We start from the raw sequence: 23,765 nt of genomic DNA on the forward strand, positions 1-23,765 counted from the left end.
TTTATGATTCAAAATAGAAAACAAAAATGGGTAATCTTTTTGATATTGCTGAGTTTTCCGGCAGTATCAAATGCTCAAATTGATACCACATTTACCTCCGTAAAAATAAACTATCCGGATTTTCTGGCCCTCGTTAGCAAAAATAATCTGGGATATGCCACTGAGAAATTTAATATCGCTATTGCACAAGCAAATACAGAAGCTTCAAAAGTTTTTCCGGATCCGGAACTCGCTATAGGAGCCAGTGATACCGGTCAACGCAGAATGCAAATGGGTTATGGTTTTTCTACCCAGATAAGCTGGACATTAGAAATGGGCGGAAAACGAAAAGCCAGAATAAATGTAGCTAAAAGTACAGCTGAATTAACCAAAACCTTATTAGAAAATTATTTTAGAAACCTACGGGCAGATGCTACTTTAAATTACCTCATCAGCTTAAAGCAAAAGGAAATTTTTAAAGTACAACTGAACTCCTATTCGATTCTTAAGAACATTGCTGCTACAGACAGTATTCGGTTCAAATTAGGAAGTATTACTGAAATTGATGCCCGTCAGAGTCAGCTTGAAGCCAATTCAATGCGCAATGATGTTTACCAAAGTGAATCTGATTGGAAAACGGCCTTATTAGAATTAAATACAACTTTAGGAATTCAGAAAGCTGATACTTTGTATTCCCCGTCAGGAGATCTTACCAAATTTGACCGGGTATTTGATCTAAATGAACTTATCGTTACGGCTCAAAACAACAGAACAGATTTGCTGGCGGCACTTAAGAATAAAAATGTTGCTCAGGATGTTTTAAAATTAACTAAAGCCAACAGGGTTTTAGATCTCGGGTTGAGCCTTGGTGTTACAAATGCAGCTGTGGTCACTAACATTGTAGCTCCTACTCCGTCTTCAAATGCTGTTTCTGCCGGAATTACCATTCCGCTTAAATTTTCAAATCAAAACAAAGGAGAACTAAAAGCTGCCGAATATAGCTTACAACAAGCCGATGTATTGTATAAACAAACAGAATTACAAATTCAGACCGAAGTTCGAAAAGCCTGGTTTACATATCTCACGGCACAAAAACAACTTCGACAATTTAATACAGGCCTATTGGCTAATGCAAAAAAAATACTCGATGGAAAAGTCTACAGCTATAAACGTGGAGAAACAACTTTATTAGAAGTACTAAATGCTCAGCGAACGTATAACGAGACACAACTTAGCTATCAGGAAACCCTTTTTAATTATGCAGCTGCATTGGTAGAAGTAGAAAAAACAGCGGGTATCTGGGATATCAATTTTTAAAATAATTCTGAAATAATGAAACATACATTTATATTTTTCTTTCTCTTCTTTTTTGCATTAAAGATCAGTGCACAGCAAGGAGAACTAACTTTTGGTATTAGTGGTGGTATAAACAGATCGTACTTAAACGGTAACGATACAGATCGCTTTTCTACAGGCGGATCATCTAAAAGTTTAAATGGCGCAGCAATAGGAATAACTCTTGATAACAGAATATCAAAACACTTCGCTTTAAGACATGAGTTGTATTATAGTCAAAGGTTTATATCACTTCAGTTAAATGATAGCATTAATGATGTTTTTAAAAGTAAATTCAAACGTCAGTACATCGAATTGTTTCCTGCAAGTCCCACTTTTTACTATAAAGGAATACAGCTTTATGCAGGTCCGTATATTGGTATTTTATTAAATGCTTCGATACAACGAAAAGATGCCGACGGAAATTTATATACCGATAAATCATTTTACGGCACCGGACAAGCGCCAAGTCAATACAGCCAGAAAATGGATGCAGGATTTGTTACGGGTATAAACTATGAATTTTCTAATGGCTTTAATATGGGTGCAAAATACATTCGGGGTTTTGTTCCTTTAATAGAAAATGCCAACACCCAACAGCAATGGAAGATCTACAACGAGAGTTTTTTTGTTACTATTGGTTATAGTTTCAAAAATCTATAATTCCGGTCGTGATTGTTTTTATCTGATTATTTGAACAAAAACAGTTATATCTGTAAAATTTCAGGGATTGTTTATGAGTTAATTCTCTGGTCGAAATCACTTTACTAAAAGGCAAAACTATCAACGTTTTGCCTTTTTTTGTCTGTAGACACGATAATTTCAAAAAAAATAAAAAAAGGACATAGGGGTAAAATGTGATTCGATTGTATTACTACTATAACAAGAGTACAATTAATTAACTTTTAATCTCAGATTGCCTTATGATACTCACAATTATCACTGCTGCATTACTATTTTGGTTACTTAAAAAATACGCTTTCCTGCTTGAAAAATTCAACCTTCAGGCAAAAATTGCCATACTCTTTTTTCTTTTTACAATAACTTTTCAGGCGCAGGAAAAAACAGTAAACTACAATGTACTCCGCAATGGCACTGTCATTGGGCAAATGCAATTTTATCAAAAAACCAATAATGATGAAGTCTTTTTAAAAATTTCTTCGGAAGTAAAAACCCGGTTAATTTTTGGTATTGATGTAAAAACCGAAGAAGGTTCTCATTTTAAAAACGGTAAATTAATGTCGTCCTACGTAAAACGTCATGTTAACGGAAAAGAGAAAGCCAATAAAACGACCCAACTTATAGATTCAGGTTATAAAACCTTAGCAGAAAATAAGAAAGGACAAATTAATCAATCTTATATCGATTATAATTTGATGTTACTTTACAGTAAAGAACCTCTCCATGAAGATCAGGTTTATTCTGATAGTTTTCAGCAATTCTTAGCCATCAAAAAAACAGACCATCACTCCTATCGCATTGTCTTACCTGATGGAAATTACAATGATTATCATTTTGCAAATGGTATATGCCAACAAGTCGAATTACATCATTCTCTGTTTACAATCAACATTCAAATCACATAATTCAATCTCAAAACAATCATCATGATCAAAATCATCAATTACTTATTTATCAAGCTGAGCATCTTTGGCGCACAGCCCATTGCAATAGAAAGAATTCACGAAGTCGAAAAAAGTGCTCCTAATCTAATTGTTTATGCATTGCCCATTGTATTGGTTTTTACTGTACTGGAATTTGTTGTTTTTTACTTTTTAGAACGAAAAGAATATGATAAAAAAGAAACCTTAGGATCTGTCTTGATCGGACTGGGCAATTTAAGCGTTAATTTATTGATGAAAACCGGATTGCTTTACGCCGTAGTAGCGGTTTACAATATACTGCCTTATCGAATGGAATTTAGCTGGTGGAGTTTAATTCCGTGTTTTGTATTGTATGATTTTTGTTCTTACTGGACACATCGAATCTCTCATTATTGCCGTTTTTTCTGGGCAACTCATGTTGTGCATCATTCTGCTGAACATTATAATCTTACCGTAAGTTTTAGACAAAGCTGGTTTCAGTATGCTAAAATTGTATTTTTTGTTCCGTTAATTTTTGCCGGGTTTCATCCTGCCATATTTTTCATTGCCAATCAGCTGAGCGTTTTGTATCAATTTTGGGTTCATACCGAAGCCATTGGAAAACTCCATCCCTTTATTGAAAAATACTTCGGAACACCTTCAAATCATCGCGTACATCACGGAAGTCAGGAAAAATATCTGGATAAAAACTTTGGCGCAACATTTATGATTTGGGACCATATATTTGACTCCTTTCAGTATGAAGAAGAGCAACCACGTTATGGCATTACCAGTTTACTTAAAAGCAAACTCAATCCGTTATATCTCAATATTCATGAGTTTCAGGATATTATTGCCGATGTAAAAAAGGCAAAAGGGTTTCAAAGAAAAATGTATTACATTTTTGCCAGCCCTGATGCTATTGCCAAACAAAAATTGAAAAAAGAAACGACTCAACCTATTAAATTAACTGCATCATGCGAACAAATCAAAAACAAAAACAGTTTCAACAACAGCTTTTCGAATACTTTAACCGAAAAGATAATTGTGTAGAAACCTTAGGCAGTGAAATCGTCATTACAAAAGGAACAGACAAAGGATTATCCTTTACATATCTCTCAGATCACAGCTGTATTATTCATTGTTATGAGTTTAGTTTAAACACAGACCTCAATGCAGATACTACGATTGATGCCTTTATTCAGTTATTGGTCAATCATAACATTATATACGATCAGCCTAACTCCTCTTTCAATTAATCAAAAAAATAATATTAAATATAAAAAGATATATCTTTGATTGAATGTCAAAACGTATTAGTGGAACATAGCAATATCGAGTATATTAGTTCTATAAAGAACGGAAACGAAGCTGCTTTTGAAAAGGTTTTTAAAATGTATTTTAGAAACCTTCATGCTTTTGCCTATACTTTTATGAAAGATGATATCATTGCCGAAGAGATCGTACAAAATGTATTTTTTAGGATTTGGGAGAAAAAAGATCAACTTCAAATCGATGATTCATTAAAGGCTTATCTCTACAGATCGGTTCATAATGAAAGTCTAAACCATCTCAAACATTTAAAAATAAAGACCTCTTTTCAGCTACAATATTCAGGCAGTATGGAATCTGCAAATCAGGATGCATCCAACCAGATGATTGCTACTGAACTCGAAAAAGATATTCAAAAAGCAATTAACGAGTTACCACAGCAATGCCGCACCATTTTTCAAATGAGTCGTTTTGAACAACTCAAATACCAGCAAATTGCCGATCAATTGAATATTTCGGTAAAAACAGTTGAAAATCAAATGGGTAAAGCCCTTAAAGTATTGCGATCTAAACTGGTTGAATATCTTCCATTCCTGCTGCACTTATTATATTTAATCCGAAGATCATGAGCCAGAACAATATGAATATGAACGATGATTTACTAGTGAAATATCTAGTTGGCGAAACTGATGCAACCGAAAATGCAGCAGTAGAAAATTGGCTTGACGCCGATGAAAAAAACCTGAATTACTACAATGGTTTAAAAAAGATATGGGAAGACAGTCTTGTGCTTGCTGCCGAAAATAAAACTGTAGATGAAGATGCTGCCTGGAAACGGCTGCAAAACCGCATTCATGAAAAAGAGGTTCCGGTACTAACTCCTAAAAAATCTTCAACACATTGGCTTCGCATTGTTGCCTCTATTGTTCTAATTAGCACATTAGGATGGTTAGGGTATTCTTATTTCGAAAACAAATCAGCTAATACATTAATCCGCATATATGCATCAAACACTACTCTAAACGATACTTTACCAGATGGTACAACGGTCACTTTAAACAAAAATTCATCAATATCTTATACCAGCAGGTTTACAGGTAAAACCCGTCCTGTTACATTAAAAGGAGAAGCTTTTTTTAATGTTTCTCCAGATAAAACAAAACCGTTTATCATTCAAATTAACGATGTTACAGTACAAGTTGTAGGAACCTCTTTTAATGTGAAAAACAAAAACGGAAAAACAACCGTAGATGTTGAAACCGGAATTGTAAAAGTGAGCAAAAACAAAGATCAGGTAGAATTAATACACGGTGAAAAAGTAATTATTTCTGATCAAAAACCGGAGTTATTAAAAAGCATCAGCAAAGGCAGATTGTACAACTATTATCGCAATAAGGAGCTCGTTTGTGATGAAACTCCTTTAGGGGAATTAGTTGAGGCACTTAATGAAATATACAATGTCAATATCATTATTAAAAATCCTTCATTAAAAGAAAAACCATTAACCACTGTATTTAAAGATCAATCATTAGATCAGGTTTTAGAAGTAATTCAGGAAACCTTCAGGATTGAAATTGAACACAAAAACAACCAAATTATATTAGAGTAATTCTTTCGTATATGCCTGCCAACTCCAAATTTAATTTTTTACTACTTTTATTTTTACTGCTTTCAGGTGCTTTTTTCAGCACTCATGCCCAATCTATGTTAGATACCGAAATGTCTGTCGATGCAGATCAAAAACCACTGGGTCATATTTTAGATTTAATGGAGCAAAAAGCAAATTTTAGATTTGCTTACTACAGTAAACTCGTTGTAAAAGACAGTACTGTTAGCATTCATGCCAAACAATCTACAATAAAAGATGTTTTGGACCAGTTACTGGGTAGTAAATATGAATACAAAGAATCAAAAGGTTTTATTATTCTGCGTTATGCACCTTTAGAACTTGCACTTGTATTAGAAAAAAACAGTGTAGTGGGCGAACATCAGGTTGTAAACGGCTACATAATGGATATTAAAACCAACAAACGGATTGAAAATGCCAGTGTCTATGAAAAGAATGCTTTGCAGTCTACCTTAACAGATAAAGAAGGCTTTTTTGAACTTCGGCTTAAAAATGTACCCGAAACCATCGAGCTGACGGTTGTAAAAGAAAACTACAAAACTATTACCACCATTTTTCTCTCGGAAATTAAAATACAAATGGGTTCCAGAAAATCATCATCAGATTATGTCGATGGCGATTTCTCGGCAGTTGAACGAACGGGAATTGGTCGTTTCTTTATTTCTTCCAAACAAAAAATACAATCACTTAACTTGGGCGGATTTATTTCTAACGCTCCTGTACAAGCTTCTTTAATTCCAAGTTTAAGTACACGAGGCATGATGAATTCACAGATTAACAGTAGTTTTTCTCTTAACTTATTAGGAGGATATACAGGCGGTGTCAGAGGTTTAGAAATAGCTGGTCTTTATAATATTGACCGAATGAATGTCAATGCATTGCAAATGGCCGGTATCTTTAATACCGTTGGAGGTTCTGTAAATGGAGTTCAGTTAGCCGGAATCTATAATAATGTATTTGGTGATCTGAAAGGCTTGCAAATGAGCGGCATTCATAACAGCGTAAAAGGTTCGCAGGTTGGTCTGCAAATAAGCGGGATTTATAACAATGTACATAAAGATTCTAAAGGCATTCAAATGTCGGCTATTCATAATACCGTAAAAGGTTCTCAAAATGGATTGCAGATTTCCGGTATTTATAATACCGGAAATGAAAAAGTTCGCGGTGTTCAGATCGCCGGACTTTTTAATTATGCCAAAGAACTCGATGGTGTTCAGTTAGCGTTAGTTAATTTCACCAATTCGCCATCAGGTTATAGTTTTGGATTATTAAATTTTAAGAAGGATGGCTACCAAAAAATCAGTGTTACCAGTAATGAAATATCAGATATAAATGTTGCAGTAAAAACAGGAGATAATAAACTTTATACCATTTTGATGGCAGGAAGAAGCGATCGAAATAATGAAGAAAAACTAAGCTCTTTTGGAATAGGATTAGGAAAAAACATTCTTTTAGGAAACCGTTTTACTTATAATCCTGAAATCAGTATGCAATATCTTTATCTAGGCAATTGGGATTACTATAACTTTTTATACAAATTCGATGCTCCTTTTACCTTTCGGATATTCAAAGGTGTTGCCCTGTCTGCAGGACCTTCTTTTAATATTTATTCATCCGACAAAAGAGATAAAAACACTCCTGACAATAATCCGTCAACTTTTGTACAGGATCGAACCGAGCGTTATAGTATCATAAAAGATAATGGCAAAGGTATGCTCGGATGGGTGGGCTGGAGTTTTGGCTTAACTTTCTTTTAATATCAGGAACAGGCTTAGTATATTTACTTTTAAAACTTTTTATTGGCAACTAGAAAATGGAAGAACTTTCAACAGACAACCTTAAACATCTTATAGAACTTGTTTTAGAGTTTTGGGATGATTGTGAATTTGAAGAAGAATTTGAGAATTATAAAGCGATAATAGGTTCCACAAATGAAATTTGTTATTTGTATAAGGCTCAGGAACATTATGTAGGATTTTTGCATATCAGCATCCGAAATGATTATGTCGAAGGTGCAACAGATTTACCCATTGCCTACCTCGAGGCAATTTATGTGAAACCGGATTATCAAAAACAGGGAATTGCAAAAAAAATGATTGATTTTGCAGAAAACTGGTGCAGGGAAAAAGGTTATAAACAACTGGCTTCTGATACAAGCACAACGAATAATGCCAGTATAGATTTTCACAAAAAAATTGGTTTTACAGAAGTAGAACGCATTGTTTGTTTTATAAAAGATCTATAAGTTGATTATTACTCTAATTAACTGACTGAGTTAACAATCTTCTTACTGTTGCTTTAAAACTTTTAATTCTATTATGCTATATTTACCATTTAAAGTGAATTTTAGATTATGGAAGATTTTTTAATTGGCATCGGGAAAAGATTAAAAGAAATCAGAAAGAAAAATGCCTTAACGATACACGAAGTAGCCAATAGAGCCGGAGTCAGCAACGGACTAATTTCAAGAATTGAAAATGGCAGAACCATTCCTTCCCTACCCGTTTTAATTGAACTCATACATTCTTTAGATACTGATGTTACTTATTTTTTTGAAGGCGTAAAAAATATAAAAAATGCCAAATTCATTCATATCAAAAAAGAGGATTATCAAAAAATAGAAAAAGAAGACAGATCAGAAACCAAAGGTTTTAATTACTATCATATTTTTAGTAAAAGCATTAATTCTATTGGTTTTGAAGCTGTAATTCTTGAAGTAGAGCCCGGAAGTAAACGTGATAAAGTTATTACTGATGCCTGGGAATTTAAATATATTATCAAAGGCAGTGTAACCTACATTATAGATGATGTTGAGGTTCTTGTCAATGAAGGTGATTCAATATGCTTTAACGGAAGACTTCCGCACGTTCCCGAAAACAGAACACAGGAAAATTGTGTGATGCTTGTGCTTTATTTTTATTCTGAAAGTAATAGTTAGAGGTTTGAATCGCAAAGAACGCAAAGATTTTTTAGCCACGAATTCAAGAATTATTTTTAATTTCAAAGATTATCAAAAATAATTCGTGAATTCGTGGCTATTATTCTATCCATATAATTTTGTGAACTTTGCGTTTTTAAAAGTCTTTACTGTAAAAAAACTTTCGTGCTTTACGGTTAAATAAGAAATCAAAAAGGTTACCTCCAAAACGGAGATAACCTTAAAAAAACAAAAAACACAATTCTAAATATAATTTAATTTCCTGCAGGAAGCCAGGAACGTCCGTCTAATGACCATCCTGAGTTGATTGGTACTCCAAACCATTGCAAAGATGAATAAGCAATATCTACCATTTTTGGAACAACTCCTGTAGCAGTTCCGCATTTTAAAGATGCTGTACTGGTTGTCCAGGTTGGCGTAGCAGGAAAAATAAGGTTTACTTGTTTTGAACTTGAATCTGTAAAACTGTTTCCGGATCCGTTATCTCCTTTCCAATATCCTATAAGATTTAAATAATCAGGATGCGAAGACGTAACAGATGAACAGGTATAATTAAAAATTGAAGCTTCATAAAGGGCTTTATTCCAAACACGAACTTCAGCAATATTACCGTTTACATTTGCACCATAAGTTAACGTTCCGTCTTGTCCAACAGCAAAAGGCAATCCTGAAGTCAGGCTTCCAAAACTGTCTACAATAGTTGCCTGACCTACAAATGCGCCGTCTTGATACGTTTTTACTAATTTAGCTGAGCGATCTACCACTAAGGTCAAATGATGCCATTTGCCGTCATTGATTGTTCCTCCTGATATATCAACACGATTCTGAGTATCGCCAATATTTACTTTCCAGGTTCCTCCGGTATTGGCACATATTACAAATCCGCGATTTTTACCGCTTACCCAGTTTTTATTAGAAACTATTGATGGATCACTTGAATAACCTGAGGTTTTTATTCTGCACTCGACAGTAAAACTTGAAGTTCCGAAATTGTAAAGCGCATTATTTGTTGAAACATAAATGCTATTGGTATTAAAATTGGCAAATTTACCAGTAACAGATGTTGCAGGATCAACCGGTTTTTCAATTTTAGTCGAAGTGAAATTCTTATTATTGAAGATCGTAAAAATATTGCGTTCTTCATAAGATGTTCCGCCGTGAGATCCAGTTGAGCCGGTAACAATTCCGCCATGATCCGGTGCAACGATAACCAGCCAGTCTTCATTGGCATAATTAGGTCTGTTTTTTAAAGCTGTCAGGATTTCTCCGATATAACCATCTGTAGTTTCAATAGACGACTTATATTGCGGAACATTGATCGAAAATCCGTAGCTGTGGCCTGCATGATCGACATCATCAAAATGCAGGAATAAAGCATCCGGATTGTCATTTGTAAGTGCAGAAACCACCTCATTTTTAACCGCTAAATCGGTCGTTAGTGTTTTTTCAACATCAATTCCGTCAACGATGTACGTATTGATTGGCGCCCAATGTACAATTGACATTGTCTTTAATCCCGAGTTATAAGTCTCCAGACGTTTTAGAAAGTTTGGATAAGTTCCAAAATTCGGACTTGAAAATGAATTGTCTGTTACTCCGTGTTTTAAATGCGTAACACCGCTTAACATAGTAGACCAGCCGTTTCCGCTCCAGGTTGGAGCTTCTGTTAAAGCATCAAGACTGTAAACTGAATTAGAAAGTAAACCGTGTACATTTGGTGTATTTGCAGCCATTAAAGCATCACCACGGCAGCCATCGATACCAATAATCAGTAATTTTTTAGTACCGCTGCTTAACGCAGATTTACCTGTTTTTGAAATCGTTTTTGCATTTACTGCATTCTCATCGCTCGCAAGCGTTGTATCATTGGTACATGAAGTGACTAAAAGCACACTTGCAAGAATTGTAACGTAACTTAATCTAAAAATCTTTTTCATTGAATTGAATTATTTTATGGGTTACTATTAATTTACTTGTAAAACTTTTTCCTGCAGGGATTTAATTCTAACTAATTAGTTTAATTGTTTAACACATAGAAATACGTTTGTATTAAAACAGAACTTTTATTAAAAGCTTCAGCGGAGCGACATTGCGCAATATATGTCGCCTCGATGAGGCTTGCCAAAGGTCATCATCAAAAGCTATAAATATAAAATCCCGCTGGGATTTGTTTTATATTCTTGATTAGCATTAGCGGCTAAAAAACAGAACCTTTATTAAAAGCTCCTGCGAAGCGAAATACGTATAACAATATATGATTCCCAATTTTAAAGCTCCAGCGGAGCGACATTGCGCAATATATATCGCCCCGATGAGGCTTGACAAAGGTCATCATCAAAAGCTATAAATATAAAATCCGCCGGGATTTGTCTTGTACTTTTGATTAGCATTAGCGACTAAATTCTATATTTCTATGTGTTTAAAAATATTTTAATTCATAATGCTGTATAGCGAAGCAAGAGAATCTAATATATAATCGGGTTTGGCTTCTTCGAGCTGTAATCTGGTTTGTGCTCCTGATAAAACCCCAATGGTAATGCCACATTTAGCATTTTTGCCTTCTTCAATATCTATGGCAGAATCGCCTGCTTTGATTACCTTAGAAGCATCTGCAATATCAAAAAGCTGCATGGCTTTGAATATCATATCAGGAAAAGGCCTTCCCTGCTCAACATCATCGGCTGTAATTAAAGCATCGTATTGAATGCCTTTTTCCCAATTTAATTTTTCTAATAATGCATGTGCAACCTGGCTGTTGTAACCTGTGTTTAAAACAACTTTTACACCATCATTTTTTAGGTTTTTCATGACGTTTTCAACTCCATCAATAGGCAAAACCTTTGCGGTTAAATATTCCTGATCCAGTATTTCGATAAAATATTCAAATATTTGGTCTGTTTTTTCTGTGTCGGTTATGTTGATGTATTTTAAGATGTCTTTTATAGCCTGGTATTTTTCTTTTCCTGCTCCTAATGACAAAACCAGCTCCAGCGATACATCGATCCCGAATTTATTAATGGATTTATGTAACGATTTGTATACTATATTTTGCTCATTTACTGTTGTTCCTGCCATATCAAAAACAACCATTTCAATTTCATTCATTTTCATTTTGTGTGTATTTATTTTTTTGAGAACATGCAATTTTACATGTTTTGAGAATATAGGTTAGTGTAATTATTTTTAACACATAGAAACATAGACTGCAATTCGTAAAAAAGACGTTTCACTCACAATAAATCGCATAGTTATCTCTGTGAAAGAAATATATTTCTTTTTAACGTTCCTTTTTATACCTAAAATCTATGTTTCTATGTGTTTAATTTTTCACGCAGTAATCTTTTCAATCCTTAATCTGTGACTATATTTCTTTAGCTTAAGCGTTAAAAATTTTATCGATATTGTATTTGGCGAATCCGGCGCTTCCAGTCATTCCTTTGCCACCTATTCCGGTGATGATGTGAATATTTTCATCGATTGTATGCTCAAAAATATCTTTGGTTTTGCATTGTGAGTACATCCCAAACCATCTGCTTTGAATTTCGTATGTAGGCAGATCGATTATTTTTTTGGCTTCTTCAATCATAAAATGGTCTATATCCATATTCAAATCAAATCCTAAGGAATCTATTTCTTTTGCACTAGCATATTCGTGCGAATCTCCTAAAATTACAGATCCGTCTAAAGCTTGTTTGAATAAGATGTGAACGCCGTACTTTTTCTCAAAACTTTCCGGGTTTTCTTTTGCTTTTATAGCAGCGTACGATTTACATTCTTCAAAAGATTCGTATCTTCTAATTGTTAATCCGGTTAAAATAGAACCGTCCAGCTTGTAATTTTGCTGTGGTTTGGTTTGCAGCATCTGAAGTTTAGAAACAATCAGATCGCTGTTATTATAAATTTCCGGGTATAAAATCTTGAAATCACTTCCGTTACAAATAATGATTTTCGAAGCTTTGTATTCCAAACCTGCCGAAGTTGTTGCGATTACTTCACTAAATCTGTCTTCGGTATGAACAACGGTTGTATTCATGAATAAATCAAGACCTAAATTGGCGGTCATGTATTGATGTAACTTATGAATCATGGTCGAAGGTTCTACTGTAACTTCCTGTGGAAAAAATAATCCTCCTGTACAATAATCAGATCGCAAACCATTGTATTTTGCCAGGCATTGTTCTTTGGTCAGCAAATTAGATTCGTAATCGTTTGCTATATTAATCTCGTGAAGTTCTTCTATCAATTGCATTTCTTCTTCGTTTGATGCCAGATAAACGGTTCCGTTTTGGCGAATGCTGATATCAAACTGCGATTGAATATCTTTATAAATCTTTAAGCTTTCTTTACCGAAATTCTGCCATTTTCTGTCCATTCCTGATGGTACAACCTGACCGAAATTTCGAACAGTTGCGCCTTCGGGTTTACTGTTTTTTTCTAAAATAGCTACTGACATTCCTTTTAATAAGGCATGATAGGCATGAAATGTGCCCAAAACCCCTGATCCAACTATGATTAAATCATATTTATCTTTCATGTGTAATTTGTTTTTATGTATTATAATTTTTCCTTTATTCAGGTGTATAAAGGAGTTGTGTTAATTTTTATGTGTTTTTTGAATTTGCGTTTAAAATAATTAAACGACATTACAGTGGTTATAATCCCTACAAAGGATAACAAATAAATACAAGTGGTAAAAAAGCTGAGGAGGGAAATATCCTTGTCTCCAAAATTTTTAAAGAATAAGACCAAAACGCTTCCTAAATATCCAAAAGCATCAGCGATGTAGATTAAAAATCCGGTGTTTCCGTCTATTTTATAAGTGGCAATCATTCGGTCAAAAAACAAACCGTTGAACGGAATGTAACAAATATACATACCAAATCCTGAGATGATCATCCACGGAAGTGGCGACAATAAATGCTTTTGAAATAAGAAAGTAGTTACGCCAATAAGTACTGAACCTATAAATAATACCAAATGATAATTTTTGAAGGCTTTATAGTTATTTTTCATGCTTCCTAAAAAACCTAAAATAACCAGAACCGAGATTGCAATAGGAATTTCTGAATACATATAAATCGAAATACTCTCTTTATACCCTAATGAATCCCACAATTCTCTGGCAAAATTATCCCTGAATTCTCTCATGGCTGTAAGCATAGCATAGAATACAATAATTGCTGTTAACGGAAATGCAAACTGCCTGAACAATGACGCGCGTTCTTTTTTGCCAAGTGGTTTTCGTTTTGATCGTAAGGCTAAATCTTCGCTGTCAGGGTTTGGAATTTTCTCCAGAAATAAGGAAAATATCACCAAAGGAACAATGAAAATCAGTCCGGAAACAAAAGGCATCCAATACTCTGTACAGCCCAAAACTTTCAATACAAATACACCAACAGATTTTGCTGCTCCTGAAGAAACAATAAAACTGGAACATAAAATAACGCCTAGTAATTCGGTTGTTTTTCTTCCTTCGATATACGAAAAAACAATTCCCCAGATCATTCCTAACGGTAATCCGTTTATGAATAGAAACAGAATATTATAAGGCGCGGGAACTAACGCAAAACCTAATAATGCGAGTTCTGAAATGGCTATAAAACTGATTAAGTACAGGGTTCGCTTAGATGATTTTAATTCGGATATAATTTTGATTCCTAAAAACTTAGAAAGTGTATAACCTAAAACCTGTGCGAGAATCAATAAAATTTTATAGTCGATTCCCCAAAAAGACATATTATCGAATGTTGCGACAGTAAAAGGTTTTCTGAAAGCATACATACAGAAATAAGTTCCAAATGCGGCTATGGAGGTTTTTAATATAAAACTGAAATTAGATGCTTTTGCAGTCATTTGTTTCTTAGGGTTTGAGTGATAGTTGTGGTATTTAGAGCGGTATAAAACCTATTGGATGCGGTCGTTTAAAAAAAATAAACTGTAAAAATAAAACGGACCAACACCCAACAGGTTAACTTATAGTTGTCTATAGATTATATTTAAGACCAAGATTGAACTTTACTCCATAATACTCCACTTGTTTTGGTCGATTAGGTGTTTCTCCAAAATGATACATCAAAGGCTCGTTCAAGATATTATTCAGGTCACTAAAAATGGTAAAATGATTGCCTATTTTATAAGAAGCTGAGAAATCCAGTGAATTGTATTTACCATAATAAATATCATTCATATCTGTATTTTTAGCATTGGCATCAAAACTTATGGCATAAGCTCCTTTGTGATTGAATGCTGCTCTTACGTTCAATTTTCCATTTTCATAAAACAATTGTGCATTGTATAATTCTTTTGCCTGATAGGGCGTTGACACTTTTCTTCCATCCGGATTATTGGTGTTTTCTCCCAGTCTCATTTCAGAATTCATAAGTGTGGCATTGATCTGAGTTCCAAAATATTTCAGGAATCCCGGTAAAAAGCTGAATCTTTTTGTAATTCCAAATTCAACACCGCCAATCCATGCATTTCCTCCATTTGCAGGTGAACTGATTTCTATATTTGGGATCCCGTTAATAGTTCCCTGATACGTATCATCAAAAATTGGATCTGTAATCGATTTATAAAATACTCCGGCGTTGATTACTCCTACTTCATCAAGGAAATATTCTCCCAGTAAATCAAAATTCCAGGAATAAGTTGGGTTCAGATTTGGATTTCCTCCTGCATACTCTCCATCAATTGTATTTAAGGAACCTGCCGGCGAAATATCTCCAAAGTTTGGTCGTGCAAATGTTCTTGTTGTAGCAAAACGTAAGTTTAAATTCTCGATTGGAGAATACTTAATATGAAGCATTGGTAATACTGATGTGTATGTTTTGGTGTTTTCTGCATCAACGACTACATCATTTTCTACTGTTTTACCTGTAACTTGTGTGATTGTATTGGTTACTCTGACCCCTCCTAAAATGGTCCATTTATCGTTTAATAAATAAGTTGCCATTGCATAAGCAGATGAAGTGGTTTCGCCTACATTAAAGTTTCTTCCAAGACCTTTTCCTAGTTCCGGAATTTGAGAATCAACAGGGTTTAAAACCAAGTTTCCTTTTGAGGTATTAAATAACTTCGTCATTCCGTCAGTAGACAAAACCGGACCAAATGTGTTCCCAATATTGGTTCCTGTTTCTCTTCGCATATAATTTGTTCCTCCAGGCTGATTGATTAAATCAGATCCATAATTGGATAAAAATGGTGTTGGAGATCCTGTCCAGCTGTAATATTCATCTCTAAAAGTGGCAATACGATCTTTATCTGTTAGTTTCGCGCCAAACTTCAATTTCAGGCTTTCATTAAAATTATGCTCGTAGTTTACTGCTGCAATAATATTGTCACGCTCTACAATACTGATTTTGTACAATTCAAGTGTAGAAAATTTCATTTTTGCCGGATCTGTTTTGAAATTTGGATCTGAGTAAAAATCAAATATTGATCTTGGATTTTTAGGATCCAGCATTCCGCCATCTGCAACCCAATACGCTCTTGGACCTCCTGCTCCGCCATTGGCTACCGGAATCGTATTCAAATATTCTGGTTTTACGCCTACTCCGGTTTGATTGAACTGAATTAAGAAATAACTGTTGTCTTCTGCATTTGGAATATTTCCGTATTTAAACTGATTTCTGTAAGAAGCCAGGCTCCAGTCTAAATTTCCGTTAGCCAATTGATGTTTTCCACCTAAATCGATACCAATAAACTGCGTTTTTAATTCATTGTGAATGTCCTGCTGTTCTACCGTTAAAGCGTTTGTTGCACTGCTGAATTTATCAAATCTGATACGGTGTTTATAATGCGTTTCTTCGTCAGAAAGTCCGCCATAAGTCGCTTTTAGAAAGATTTTATCCCTGGATGACGGATTAAATTCCATTGCTGCATTTAAGCCCGTTGTTTTTCTAACTCCGGTATAATCTCTTAATTCTAAACGGTAAACTCCCTGATCACCATTTCTTCTGGCTTCATAGTTGTCTGTAGCCCAGTTTCTGTCCCAATACGTTCCATTAATAATATAACCGAACTTTCCGTTTCTGCTTTTATCACCAATAGTAAGTGATCCGCTGTAAATTCCTTTATCTGATTTTTGATTGTAGCCACTAAAAACACTCGCTTTAATTGTTTTTTTGGTTGGAGCTGTCTGTGTGGTAAAATTTACGCTTCCGCCAATGGCATCTCCGTCCATGTCTGGCGTAATAGCTTTTGTAGCCTCTACATAAGCGATTAAATCTGATGGAAAAAAGTCAAATGCGGTAGCTCTGGAAGTTGTTTCTTCTTCGGCTGTTGGAATTCTGTTTCCGTTAATTGTTGTTGATGACCAAAAAGGCGGTAATCCACGTACCGAAACAAAACGTCCCTCGCCCTGATCGCGTTCGATAGAAACTCCCGGCATACGCTGAACGGTTTCGGCAGCATTACGATCCGGTAATTTACCAATACCATCAGCCGCAATTACGTTTACAATGCTCATTGATTTTTTTTGCATGTTCAATGCTCTTGCTTCGCTGTTTCTTTGGCTCATGCCGCTTACTACTACTTCATTTAATTCTTTTGAATTGGTTTCTAGTTTAATGATTCCTAAATTCAACTGTTGATTTTCTTTTACTTCAACTTTAATCGTTTTTACTTCGTATCCTATATAAGAGATTTGCAATTCAAAGCTTCCTGATCTTACATCCTGAATGGTAAAATATCCACTGAAATCAGTTGTTGCTTTTTGATTGTTTGATAATATAATAGAAGCTCCCGGCAATGGAGATTGTGAATCGGTAACTGTTCCTCTAATTGTTGCTTTTTGGGCCGTCATGTTTTCCGCAAAAAGCAAAAGAGATAAAATAAAAATTGCCTTGTAAATTGTTTTCATGGTTAGTTTGTTTACAAATATTAAATTTATTACAGCAAATTAACTATGATTTTTACAAATAGTGAAAAAATTAAAATTATGGAATTGTTAAAGAAATGAAAACTACAGCATACTGTTTGTTAAGGATTTGTAAAAAACAAAACCTGTAATAATGCAAGAAAGCCCCATAAAGCCAGCAAATAAGAGGTAATTACTAAAACAGATGTATTTAGTATTGTATTTTTCGGGTAATTTTAGTTTTGGACAGATTATCGAAACGATCGCGACTTAACTTAATTTGTTTACAAATAGTAAAATTTTATATTGATAGGATTGTTTAATAAACAGCTCATATGATTATTAAATAAATCAATTTTTGTCTATTTTAATGGATAATAAAAAACGCTAGACTAAATAGTCTAGCGTTTTTTATACTTCGGTCTAAAGAAAAAAAAATTAGTTTTTACTTTCGTCATCAACGGCATCCTGCCATTTGTCCCAGACTTTTACACCAGCATTATAGCCATCATAACCAAAGTTCTGACTTAACTGACCTTTAATATTAGGCTCTATAGCAAGTCTATACGGAATTGGCCAGTAGTTATTACGTTTATCCATTGTATAAAACTTAACACCCGGTTTAAGAGAAATACCTGCCGGATATTTGTTGTAAAGGGTATAATGTACAATACGCTGGTACCAATAACTTCCTCCCGCCGCATCTGTTCCTGATTGTTTGTCCCAATTGGCTTTACTATAAGTATGTCCCCATTCGTCCGGTTTTCCGCTAAGAGCCAGACAGTGCGAAATACGTTTTAACTCTACATTTCTCCATTCTTCCAGATAAAGCTCTCTTCCTCTTTCTGCACAAATATCACCAATAGTTACTGTGCTATACATTTGTGAAGCTTTTGCTCTAGCTCTTACAACATTCACATCCTGGGCTGCTCCACTGTTATTACCCTGATAAAAACGTGCTTCGGCACGTAATAGATAAGTTTCGGCTAAACGATATATATACAAATGTGCACTGGCTCCCGCAGTAGCACCCTGAAAATCATTTGCTGCCGGATTCCCTTCGGCTACAACATCGTGCAAAAAGATTTTATAATGTGGAAAATCATACCAATCACGAATAGAATCTTGTGCTAACAGTTTGCCAGATGCATCCTTCATTCTAAAGCTCTGTCCAGCCCATGTAGCACTACCACCTGCTCCGGGAGCATATTTAAGATCTTCCATATTCACCCAGTTACCCACGGTGCTGTTATGTCTAAGATCCTGTTTGTCTTCAACACCGTTCACAACCCACATAGGATGCTGCGAATAATAAGAACCACTAATAGTACCAATACCACGCCCTATTGCTCTTTGATAATCATATTTTGCATTATAATTCGTTTTATCAGTCAATGGAAAACGAGGTGCGGCTGTTTTACCATCAGGCGTAATTAAATTTGCATCGTTCCAGTTAGGTCCAAAAATTCTCATCGAATTAAATACTAAAAAGGACTGTGCTCCTCCATTTGGCGCAACCAGGATTGCTTCAGTATTAGCCGTGATAACTTTGTTTTCAGGTCTGTGTAAATCCCAGATCACGTTTCTGGTAATAGGCCATGCTGTAGGGTTTCCTCCCGGATCAAAAATCCCTAAAGTGTTTTGCACCAAAGAGTAACCGGATTGATTAATCAAAATATTAGCTTGTGCTTCGGCATCAGCAAATCTACCGGATGCTAAATAACACTTAATAAGTAACTGACGGCATGCTCCTTTACTCACCATACCTATATAACCAATCTTTGACTGCTCTGGCACAAATTGTACTGCTTTCTCCATATCTGCAGTAATCATTTCTATGATGGCTTCCTTTTTAGTAGAATAATAACTCTGCTTTGGAACTTCCAAAATTTTAGTAATCAATGGTATGTCTCCAAATTGATATACGAGATTTAGATAACGGTATGCTCTATGAAAATAAGCTTGTCCGATATATTTATTTTTAACTTCCTCAGATAAGGTTTTTATATTACCAATATACGTTAGTACGGTATTAGCATTTTTAATACCTGTATAGGCTTCAGTCCAGAAAAAACCAAGATAAGTCGACTCGCCTACGTCTCTTTGAAAGGTTCCTGTAGGAACAACAGTAGCAGCATAATCAGCTATATTACTGCCTGTATCTGTTTTTCCGTATTGCGCCATGTCAGAGAAAAGATATTCTGTACCAATAGGCACACTAACACTCGCAGCATTAAAGTGAATATAATTATTACGCAATTGTTTGTCGCACAGTGCTAAAGTTGCCTGCAATCCGGCTTCGGTAGAAAATGTAGCATCAGGCTCATAAAAGGAAAGCGGGTCTGAATCGAGAAAATCTTTTGAACAGGAACCAGACAACACAGCCAATGCCACAAAAGGTACCAGTCTTGTAATTTTATTTTTTATATATCTTTTCATTGTTGAGTAATTATTAAAGTTGGAAATTAAAACCTAAATTAAACTGTCGAGTAGCCAATCCTCCTGTTTCCGGATCTCCATAGTATTTCCATTCTTTAGAAGCAGACCATGTCGCTACGTTTTGAACTGAAGCGTAAATTTTTATACTTTTAATATGTGCGCGATCTAAAAGATCTTTGGGAAGCGTATAAGCCACCGAAATGTTGTCCAGACGAATAAAACTGCGATCATACAATTTTCCCGGTGCAACCGGAGTTCCAGCAGGTCCTTTAGCATCAAGACGTGCCCAGTCATTGGTTGGATTATCAAGTGTCCAATATGGATTTACATAAGGATTGAAGTTGAATTTATACAAACTGGAATCGTTGAAAGTATTCATATAATTGGAATCAAGTGATTTGTGTCCCATATAAGAATACATACTGATGCCTAAATCCCAATTTCTATAAATCTTAAAATCATTACGCAGCGACCACTGTACAGGAGGACTCGAAGTTCCTAAAAACTGCTTGTCTTTTTCATTATAAACTGCTTTTTTATAAGGAACACCATCTGCTCCTACCGCATCTACATCATCTGCTGTATAGCTATTTTCTACTTTTGGATCTCCGGGACGCTGTCCATATTTTTGAGCTTCTTTCCATTCGTCTTTTTGCCAGATTCCAGTTATTTTATAATCCCAGATTTGAGAAATTGGTTTTCCTATAAACCATCCATTCGCTGAATCATCACCTTCTTTTTTTCCAATAACATTGCCATTAGCATCTTTAACATCTACCATGTTGCCGTATAATGAAACAATTTTATTTTGGTTATACGATATTCCAAATGTAGTACGCCATTCAAAATTTGGTTTTCTCATATTAACTGTATTAACACTCAACTCAAAACCTTGATTTTGTACCTCTCCCAGATTGGTTGCAATGGATGAAAACCCAGTAAAACCAGGTAATGCCTGACTCATAATCATATCATGGGTATTTTTTCTGTAAACATCTACACTGGCAGTAATACGATCTTTTAAGAAACCTAAGTCAAGACCAATATTGGTTGAGGCTGTTTTTTCCCATACCAGATTTGGATTTGCCATACGATCAAGTGATAAATACTTAATCTCAAGAGCTTTTCCTGAAGGATCTAAATATCCCATTGTTCCGGTATTAACTAAGTTTGCCAAAGAAATGTACGGATCATCAAGCGATCTGTTTCCATTTTCACCCCACGACAAACGTAATTTACCTGTAGACATCGCATCCCAATTGAACCAGCTTTCATTTTTAAAGTTCCATGCTACTCCAAAAGAAGGGAAAGTTGCGTAAGGGTTTGAAGCTCCAAATGCCGAATATCCATCACGACGAACAGTAGCTGTCAGCATATAACGATTGTCATATGAGTAGAAAAGTCTTGCCATCAATCCATCTGCTGTTTCATGTGTGTCTTTTGATCTAAGCTCGCTATTGGCCATTGTTGCCGTAGCAACATTGTGAAACCCTAAAGCATCTGAAGGCTGAATATTATAGGCATTCATTCCATCTGACCAATAACGACGTTCTTCAGCTTCCTGAACAAAAGTTGCTACGATGTGGTGTTTTTCAGCAATGGTATAATCCCAGGTTAATGTATTATTCAGGTTGTAATCAAAATTCGTGGAGTTATTTCTATTTGCCCCGGTAGTAGCTGCCGGCCAATTGGGGTTTTGTGTTGATCTGAAATAGCGATCATGATAAAACTGATAACGAGGAGAGATGTTAAACGAATAAGTAATACCCAAAGGCAGCGTTACTTTTGCATTGAAAATACTATTCAATATGGTGTATCCAGTCTCTTTCTCCATATATTGGCGTTCGTAGTAATAGTTGTAGTTTTGTCCGGAAACATTTTTCCCCATCGGTTGTCTCTCATAGTTGCCATTTGCATCTATAAAGGTTCCAAAAGGACTGGTTCTCATCATGTTGTTAAACCCCGAACGTGTATCTAAAGAGGGAGTAATATCTCCATCTGAACGATCCTGAAAATTAACGTTTGCACCAAAGTCAAGCCAATCTGTAATTTTAGCATCAAGTTTCATATTTGAACGAACTGATTTATAATCGTTCCCCACAATAGCTCCTTGTGAATTCAAATAACCAAAAGACACATAATAATTTACTTTGTCGCTTGCTCCGGAAACACTTAAATTATAATCATGATTAATTCCCGTTCTAAAAGAGCTATTACTCCAATCGTGTGTTTTATCTGCAAGGAAATTAGCCATCAGTGAAGGATCAAAATTCAATCCTAAACGCGTTCCCCATACTTCTTTCGAGCTTTTTCCTGTTGTTTGTGAAACTGGCTGATACGCTAACCATTGCGCTTCGGTAATACCCCATTTGGATAAATCATTAGGATTTGAGAAATATCCTGGTTTTCCATTGGCAACGGTTCCTGATATCCATGCTTCGTATTGTCCCGTTGTTGTATTAACACCATATGTTTGAGCAGTTTCCCAGTCTTCACGATATTTTAAATATCCTTCCGGAGAATATACACCACGGTAGGCACTTTTATTGCTAATGGTTGTATTGGTAGTAAAACTAACCATAGGTTTTCCGGTTTTACCCTTTTTGGTCGAAATAATAATAACCCCTGCTGCTGCTTTCGCACCATATACAGATGCTGCCGATGCATCTTTTAAAATATCGATCTGTCCAATATCATCAGGATTAATTTCTGAAAGCTCACCATAGAATTGCATTCCGTCTAAAATAATAAGTGGTGAACTGTGTACGCCTTCTTTTCTGGGATCATAAACAGAACCTTGTCCACGAATTTGCATTCTTCCTCCTCCTTTTGCAGAAGGGTCATAACCGACACTTAATCCAGGAGTACCTCTCAATATATCCTGAACGGTCTGCGGATTCTGGTTTGCTAATCTGTCGGGTGTTACCTGAACGATGGCTCCTGTTAAATCCTTTTTCTTCATTTTACCATACCCTACTACAACTACCTCGTCTAATGAAGCTGTTGCTCTTTGCATTTTCACGTTTACAACTGACTTTCCTTTTATGGAAACTTCAGTATTGGTATACCCCAAAAAAGAAAATACTAATACTGCATTTTCGTTTTCTACTTTTAAAGTAAACTTTCCGTCAAAATCTGTTAAGGCGGCATTTTTACTTCCTTTTTCTAAAACAGTTACGCCTGGCAGCGGTAAACCATTTTCATCATTGACCTGTCCCTGAATGTTTTTGTGCTGTTGTACATTTTGTGGTTTTGTGGTACTCTTAGAACTAATAGCATATCCATGGACCTGAGATAAAGAAAATAATACACAAAATATGATCATTTTCTTTTTCAAATTAAATCCAGATACACCATTAGGACTTTTTTTAATCCTAATAAAATTTGTCATTTTTGGTTTCTGATTTTTGGTTAATCAATAGTTAGTTTTTGAAAATCACTGTTCCGTTTTGGTTCAACTGATTCTTAATTTGTGCTGCAAAATTGATTAATAATGGTTCTCAGAAGGGATAAAAAAATACGTTTTTAGGGATAAAAAAATCTCACTAATATATTTTATTTCTTTTTTATCATAAAAAAATGACATTATTGAAAAAATGTAAAAATAAAAATACAGAATACATAATATTTTAAAACTCACCGATCAGCAAGCTTTTCAAATTTATTTTAAGGTACAGGTGGGATTAGTTGAAGCGTTTTACTCCGTATAAACAAAAAAAAGCCCTGCATCAAATT

At 35.0% G+C, this 23,765-nt stretch carries 17 protein-coding genes; 10 read left to right on the forward strand and 7 right to left on the reverse strand.

From position 1 onward, the window contains the following. The first annotated feature begins 3 nt into the window (after nucleotides 1–3). The 10 genes from A4F88_RS03100 (at nucleotide 4) to A4F88_RS03140 (ending at nucleotide 8,734) form a co-directional block, all read left to right on the forward strand. Nucleotides 4–1,296, forward strand: a complete 1,293-nt coding sequence (locus tag A4F88_RS03100) for a TolC family protein (protein WP_068841451.1) — start codon at nucleotides 4–6, stop codon at nucleotides 1,294–1,296. A 15-nt stretch (nucleotides 1,297–1,311) separates the two neighbouring features. Then, on the forward strand, nucleotides 1,312–1,977 hold the full coding sequence (locus A4F88_RS03105) for an outer membrane beta-barrel protein (protein WP_068841055.1): 666 nt from the start codon (nucleotides 1,312–1,314) through the stop codon (nucleotides 1,975–1,977). A gap of 260 nt (nucleotides 1,978–2,237) precedes the next feature. Beyond that, nucleotides 2,238–2,900, forward strand: a complete 663-nt coding sequence (locus A4F88_RS03110; RefSeq protein WP_068841056.1) for a DUF6134 family protein — start codon at nucleotides 2,238–2,240, stop codon at nucleotides 2,898–2,900. Nucleotides 2,901–2,921: 21 nt separating this feature from the next. Continuing rightward, nucleotides 2,922–3,950 (forward strand): sterol desaturase family protein, encoded by a 1,029-nt coding sequence (locus A4F88_RS03115; RefSeq protein ID WP_082815683.1) that lies wholly within the window; start codon nucleotides 2,922–2,924, stop codon nucleotides 3,948–3,950. Further along, on the forward strand, nucleotides 3,875–4,156 hold the full coding sequence (locus A4F88_RS25330) for a hypothetical protein (protein ID WP_143154984.1): 282 nt from the start codon (nucleotides 3,875–3,877) through the stop codon (nucleotides 4,154–4,156). The genes A4F88_RS03115 and A4F88_RS25330 overlap by 76 nt, the downstream gene beginning before the upstream one ends. 60 nt (nucleotides 4,157–4,216) lie before the next feature. Beyond that, the gene (locus tag A4F88_RS03120) at nucleotides 4,217–4,798 is read left to right on the forward strand and encodes an RNA polymerase sigma-70 factor (protein ID WP_068841057.1); all 582 of its coding nucleotides are present in this window, start codon (nucleotides 4,217–4,219) and stop codon (nucleotides 4,796–4,798) included. Beyond that, on the forward strand, nucleotides 4,795–5,778 hold the full coding sequence (locus A4F88_RS03125; RefSeq protein ID WP_082815684.1) for a FecR family protein: 984 nt from the start codon (nucleotides 4,795–4,797) through the stop codon (nucleotides 5,776–5,778). The genes A4F88_RS03120 and A4F88_RS03125 overlap by 4 nt, the downstream gene beginning before the upstream one ends. 11 nt (nucleotides 5,779–5,789) lie before the next feature. Then, a complete protein-coding gene (locus tag A4F88_RS03130) occupies nucleotides 5,790–7,553 on the forward strand; it encodes an STN and carboxypeptidase regulatory-like domain-containing protein (protein WP_068841059.1) in 1,764 nt (587 codons plus the stop codon). 56 nt (nucleotides 7,554–7,609) lie between these two features. Beyond that, on the forward strand, nucleotides 7,610–8,041 hold the full coding sequence (aac(6'), locus tag A4F88_RS03135; RefSeq protein ID WP_068841060.1) for an aminoglycoside 6'-N-acetyltransferase: 432 nt from the start codon (nucleotides 7,610–7,612) through the stop codon (nucleotides 8,039–8,041). Nucleotides 8,042–8,149: 108 nt separating this feature from the next. Continuing rightward, the gene (locus A4F88_RS03140) at nucleotides 8,150–8,734 is read left to right on the forward strand and encodes a helix-turn-helix domain-containing protein (protein ID WP_068841061.1); all 585 of its coding nucleotides are present in this window, start codon (nucleotides 8,150–8,152) and stop codon (nucleotides 8,732–8,734) included. A gap of 254 nt (nucleotides 8,735–8,988) precedes the next feature. Here A4F88_RS03140 and A4F88_RS03145 read toward each other — a convergent pair whose 3' ends face one another. The 7 genes from A4F88_RS03145 to A4F88_RS03175 all read right to left on the reverse strand — a co-directional run bounded on the left by A4F88_RS03145 (nucleotide 8,989) and on the right by A4F88_RS03175 (nucleotide 23,421). Then, complete coding sequence (locus tag A4F88_RS03145; protein ID WP_068841062.1) at nucleotides 8,989–10,671, reverse strand: DUF4983 domain-containing protein; 1,683 nt, start codon at nucleotides 10,669–10,671, stop codon at nucleotides 8,989–8,991. 493 nt (nucleotides 10,672–11,164) lie between these two features. Next, nucleotides 11,165–11,845 (reverse strand): phosphonatase-like hydrolase, encoded by a 681-nt coding sequence (locus A4F88_RS03150; RefSeq protein ID WP_082815685.1) that lies wholly within the window; start codon nucleotides 11,843–11,845, stop codon nucleotides 11,165–11,167. 265 nt (nucleotides 11,846–12,110) lie between these two features. Further along, entirely contained in the window at nucleotides 12,111–13,268 is a 1,158-nt protein-coding gene (locus A4F88_RS03155; RefSeq protein WP_068841063.1) for a TIGR03364 family FAD-dependent oxidoreductase, read from the reverse strand. Between the two features lie 38 nt (nucleotides 13,269–13,306). After that, nucleotides 13,307–14,587 carry a DUF5690 family protein gene (locus A4F88_RS03160; protein ID WP_167349253.1) on the reverse strand — a complete coding sequence of 427 codons (1,281 nt, stop codon included), beginning with the start codon at nucleotides 14,585–14,587 and terminating at the stop codon, nucleotides 13,307–13,309. A gap of 130 nt (nucleotides 14,588–14,717) precedes the next feature. Beyond that, the gene (locus A4F88_RS03165; protein WP_068841064.1) at nucleotides 14,718–17,594 is read right to left on the reverse strand and encodes a TonB-dependent receptor; all 2,877 of its coding nucleotides are present in this window, start codon (nucleotides 17,592–17,594) and stop codon (nucleotides 14,718–14,720) included. A 435-nt stretch (nucleotides 17,595–18,029) separates the two neighbouring features. Then, a complete protein-coding gene (locus tag A4F88_RS03170; protein WP_068841065.1) occupies nucleotides 18,030–20,030 on the reverse strand; it encodes a RagB/SusD family nutrient uptake outer membrane protein in 2,001 nt (666 codons plus the stop codon). Nucleotides 20,031–20,043: 13 nt separating this feature from the next. Continuing rightward, the gene (locus A4F88_RS03175; RefSeq protein WP_068841066.1) at nucleotides 20,044–23,421 is read right to left on the reverse strand and encodes a SusC/RagA family TonB-linked outer membrane protein; all 3,378 of its coding nucleotides are present in this window, start codon (nucleotides 23,419–23,421) and stop codon (nucleotides 20,044–20,046) included. Nucleotides 23,422–23,765: the final 344 nt, after the last annotated feature.

It is taken from the genome of Flavobacterium chilense (assembly GCF_001602525.1).
Lineage (GTDB): Bacteria > Bacteroidota > Bacteroidia > Flavobacteriales > Flavobacteriaceae > Flavobacterium > Flavobacterium chilense.

Bases quoted from the DNA above. Each gene is read 5' to 3' on its own strand.
- A4F88_RS03100 (WP_068841451.1), top strand. From the start codon at position 4: ATGATTCAAAATAGAAAACAAAAATGGGTAATCTTTTTGATATTGCTG.
- A4F88_RS03105 (WP_068841055.1), top strand. From the start codon at position 1,312: ATGAAACATACATTTATATTTTTCTTTCTCTTCTTTTTTGCATTAAAG.
- A4F88_RS03110 (WP_068841056.1), top strand. From the start codon at position 2,238: ATGATACTCACAATTATCACTGCTGCATTACTATTTTGGTTACTTAAA.
- A4F88_RS03115 (WP_082815683.1), top strand. From the start codon at position 2,922: ATGATCAAAATCATCAATTACTTATTTATCAAGCTGAGCATCTTTGGC.
- A4F88_RS25330 (WP_143154984.1), top strand. From the start codon at position 3,875: ATGCGAACAAATCAAAAACAAAAACAGTTTCAACAACAGCTTTTCGAA.
- A4F88_RS03125 (WP_082815684.1), top strand. From the start codon at position 4,795: ATGAGCCAGAACAATATGAATATGAACGATGATTTACTAGTGAAATAT.
- A4F88_RS03130 (WP_068841059.1), top strand. From the start codon at position 5,790: ATGCCTGCCAACTCCAAATTTAATTTTTTACTACTTTTATTTTTACTG.
- A4F88_RS03140 (WP_068841061.1), top strand. From the start codon at position 8,150: ATGGAAGATTTTTTAATTGGCATCGGGAAAAGATTAAAAGAAATCAGA.
- A4F88_RS03145 (WP_068841062.1), bottom strand. From the start codon at position 10,671: ATGAAAAAGATTTTTAGATTAAGTTACGTTACAATTCTTGCAAGTGTG.
- A4F88_RS03150 (WP_082815685.1), bottom strand. From the start codon at position 11,845: ATGAAAATGAATGAAATTGAAATGGTTGTTTTTGATATGGCAGGAACA.
- A4F88_RS03155 (WP_068841063.1), bottom strand. From the start codon at position 13,268: ATGAAAGATAAATATGATTTAATCATAGTTGGATCAGGGGTTTTGGGC.
- A4F88_RS03160 (WP_167349253.1), bottom strand. From the start codon at position 14,587: ATGACTGCAAAAGCATCTAATTTCAGTTTTATATTAAAAACCTCCATA.
- A4F88_RS03165 (WP_068841064.1), bottom strand. From the start codon at position 17,594: ATGAAAACAATTTACAAGGCAATTTTTATTTTATCTCTTTTGCTTTTT.
- A4F88_RS03170 (WP_068841065.1), bottom strand. From the start codon at position 20,030: ATGAAAAGATATATAAAAAATAAAATTACAAGACTGGTACCTTTTGTG.
- A4F88_RS03175 (WP_068841066.1), bottom strand. From the start codon at position 23,421: ATGACAAATTTTATTAGGATTAAAAAAAGTCCTAATGGTGTATCTGGA.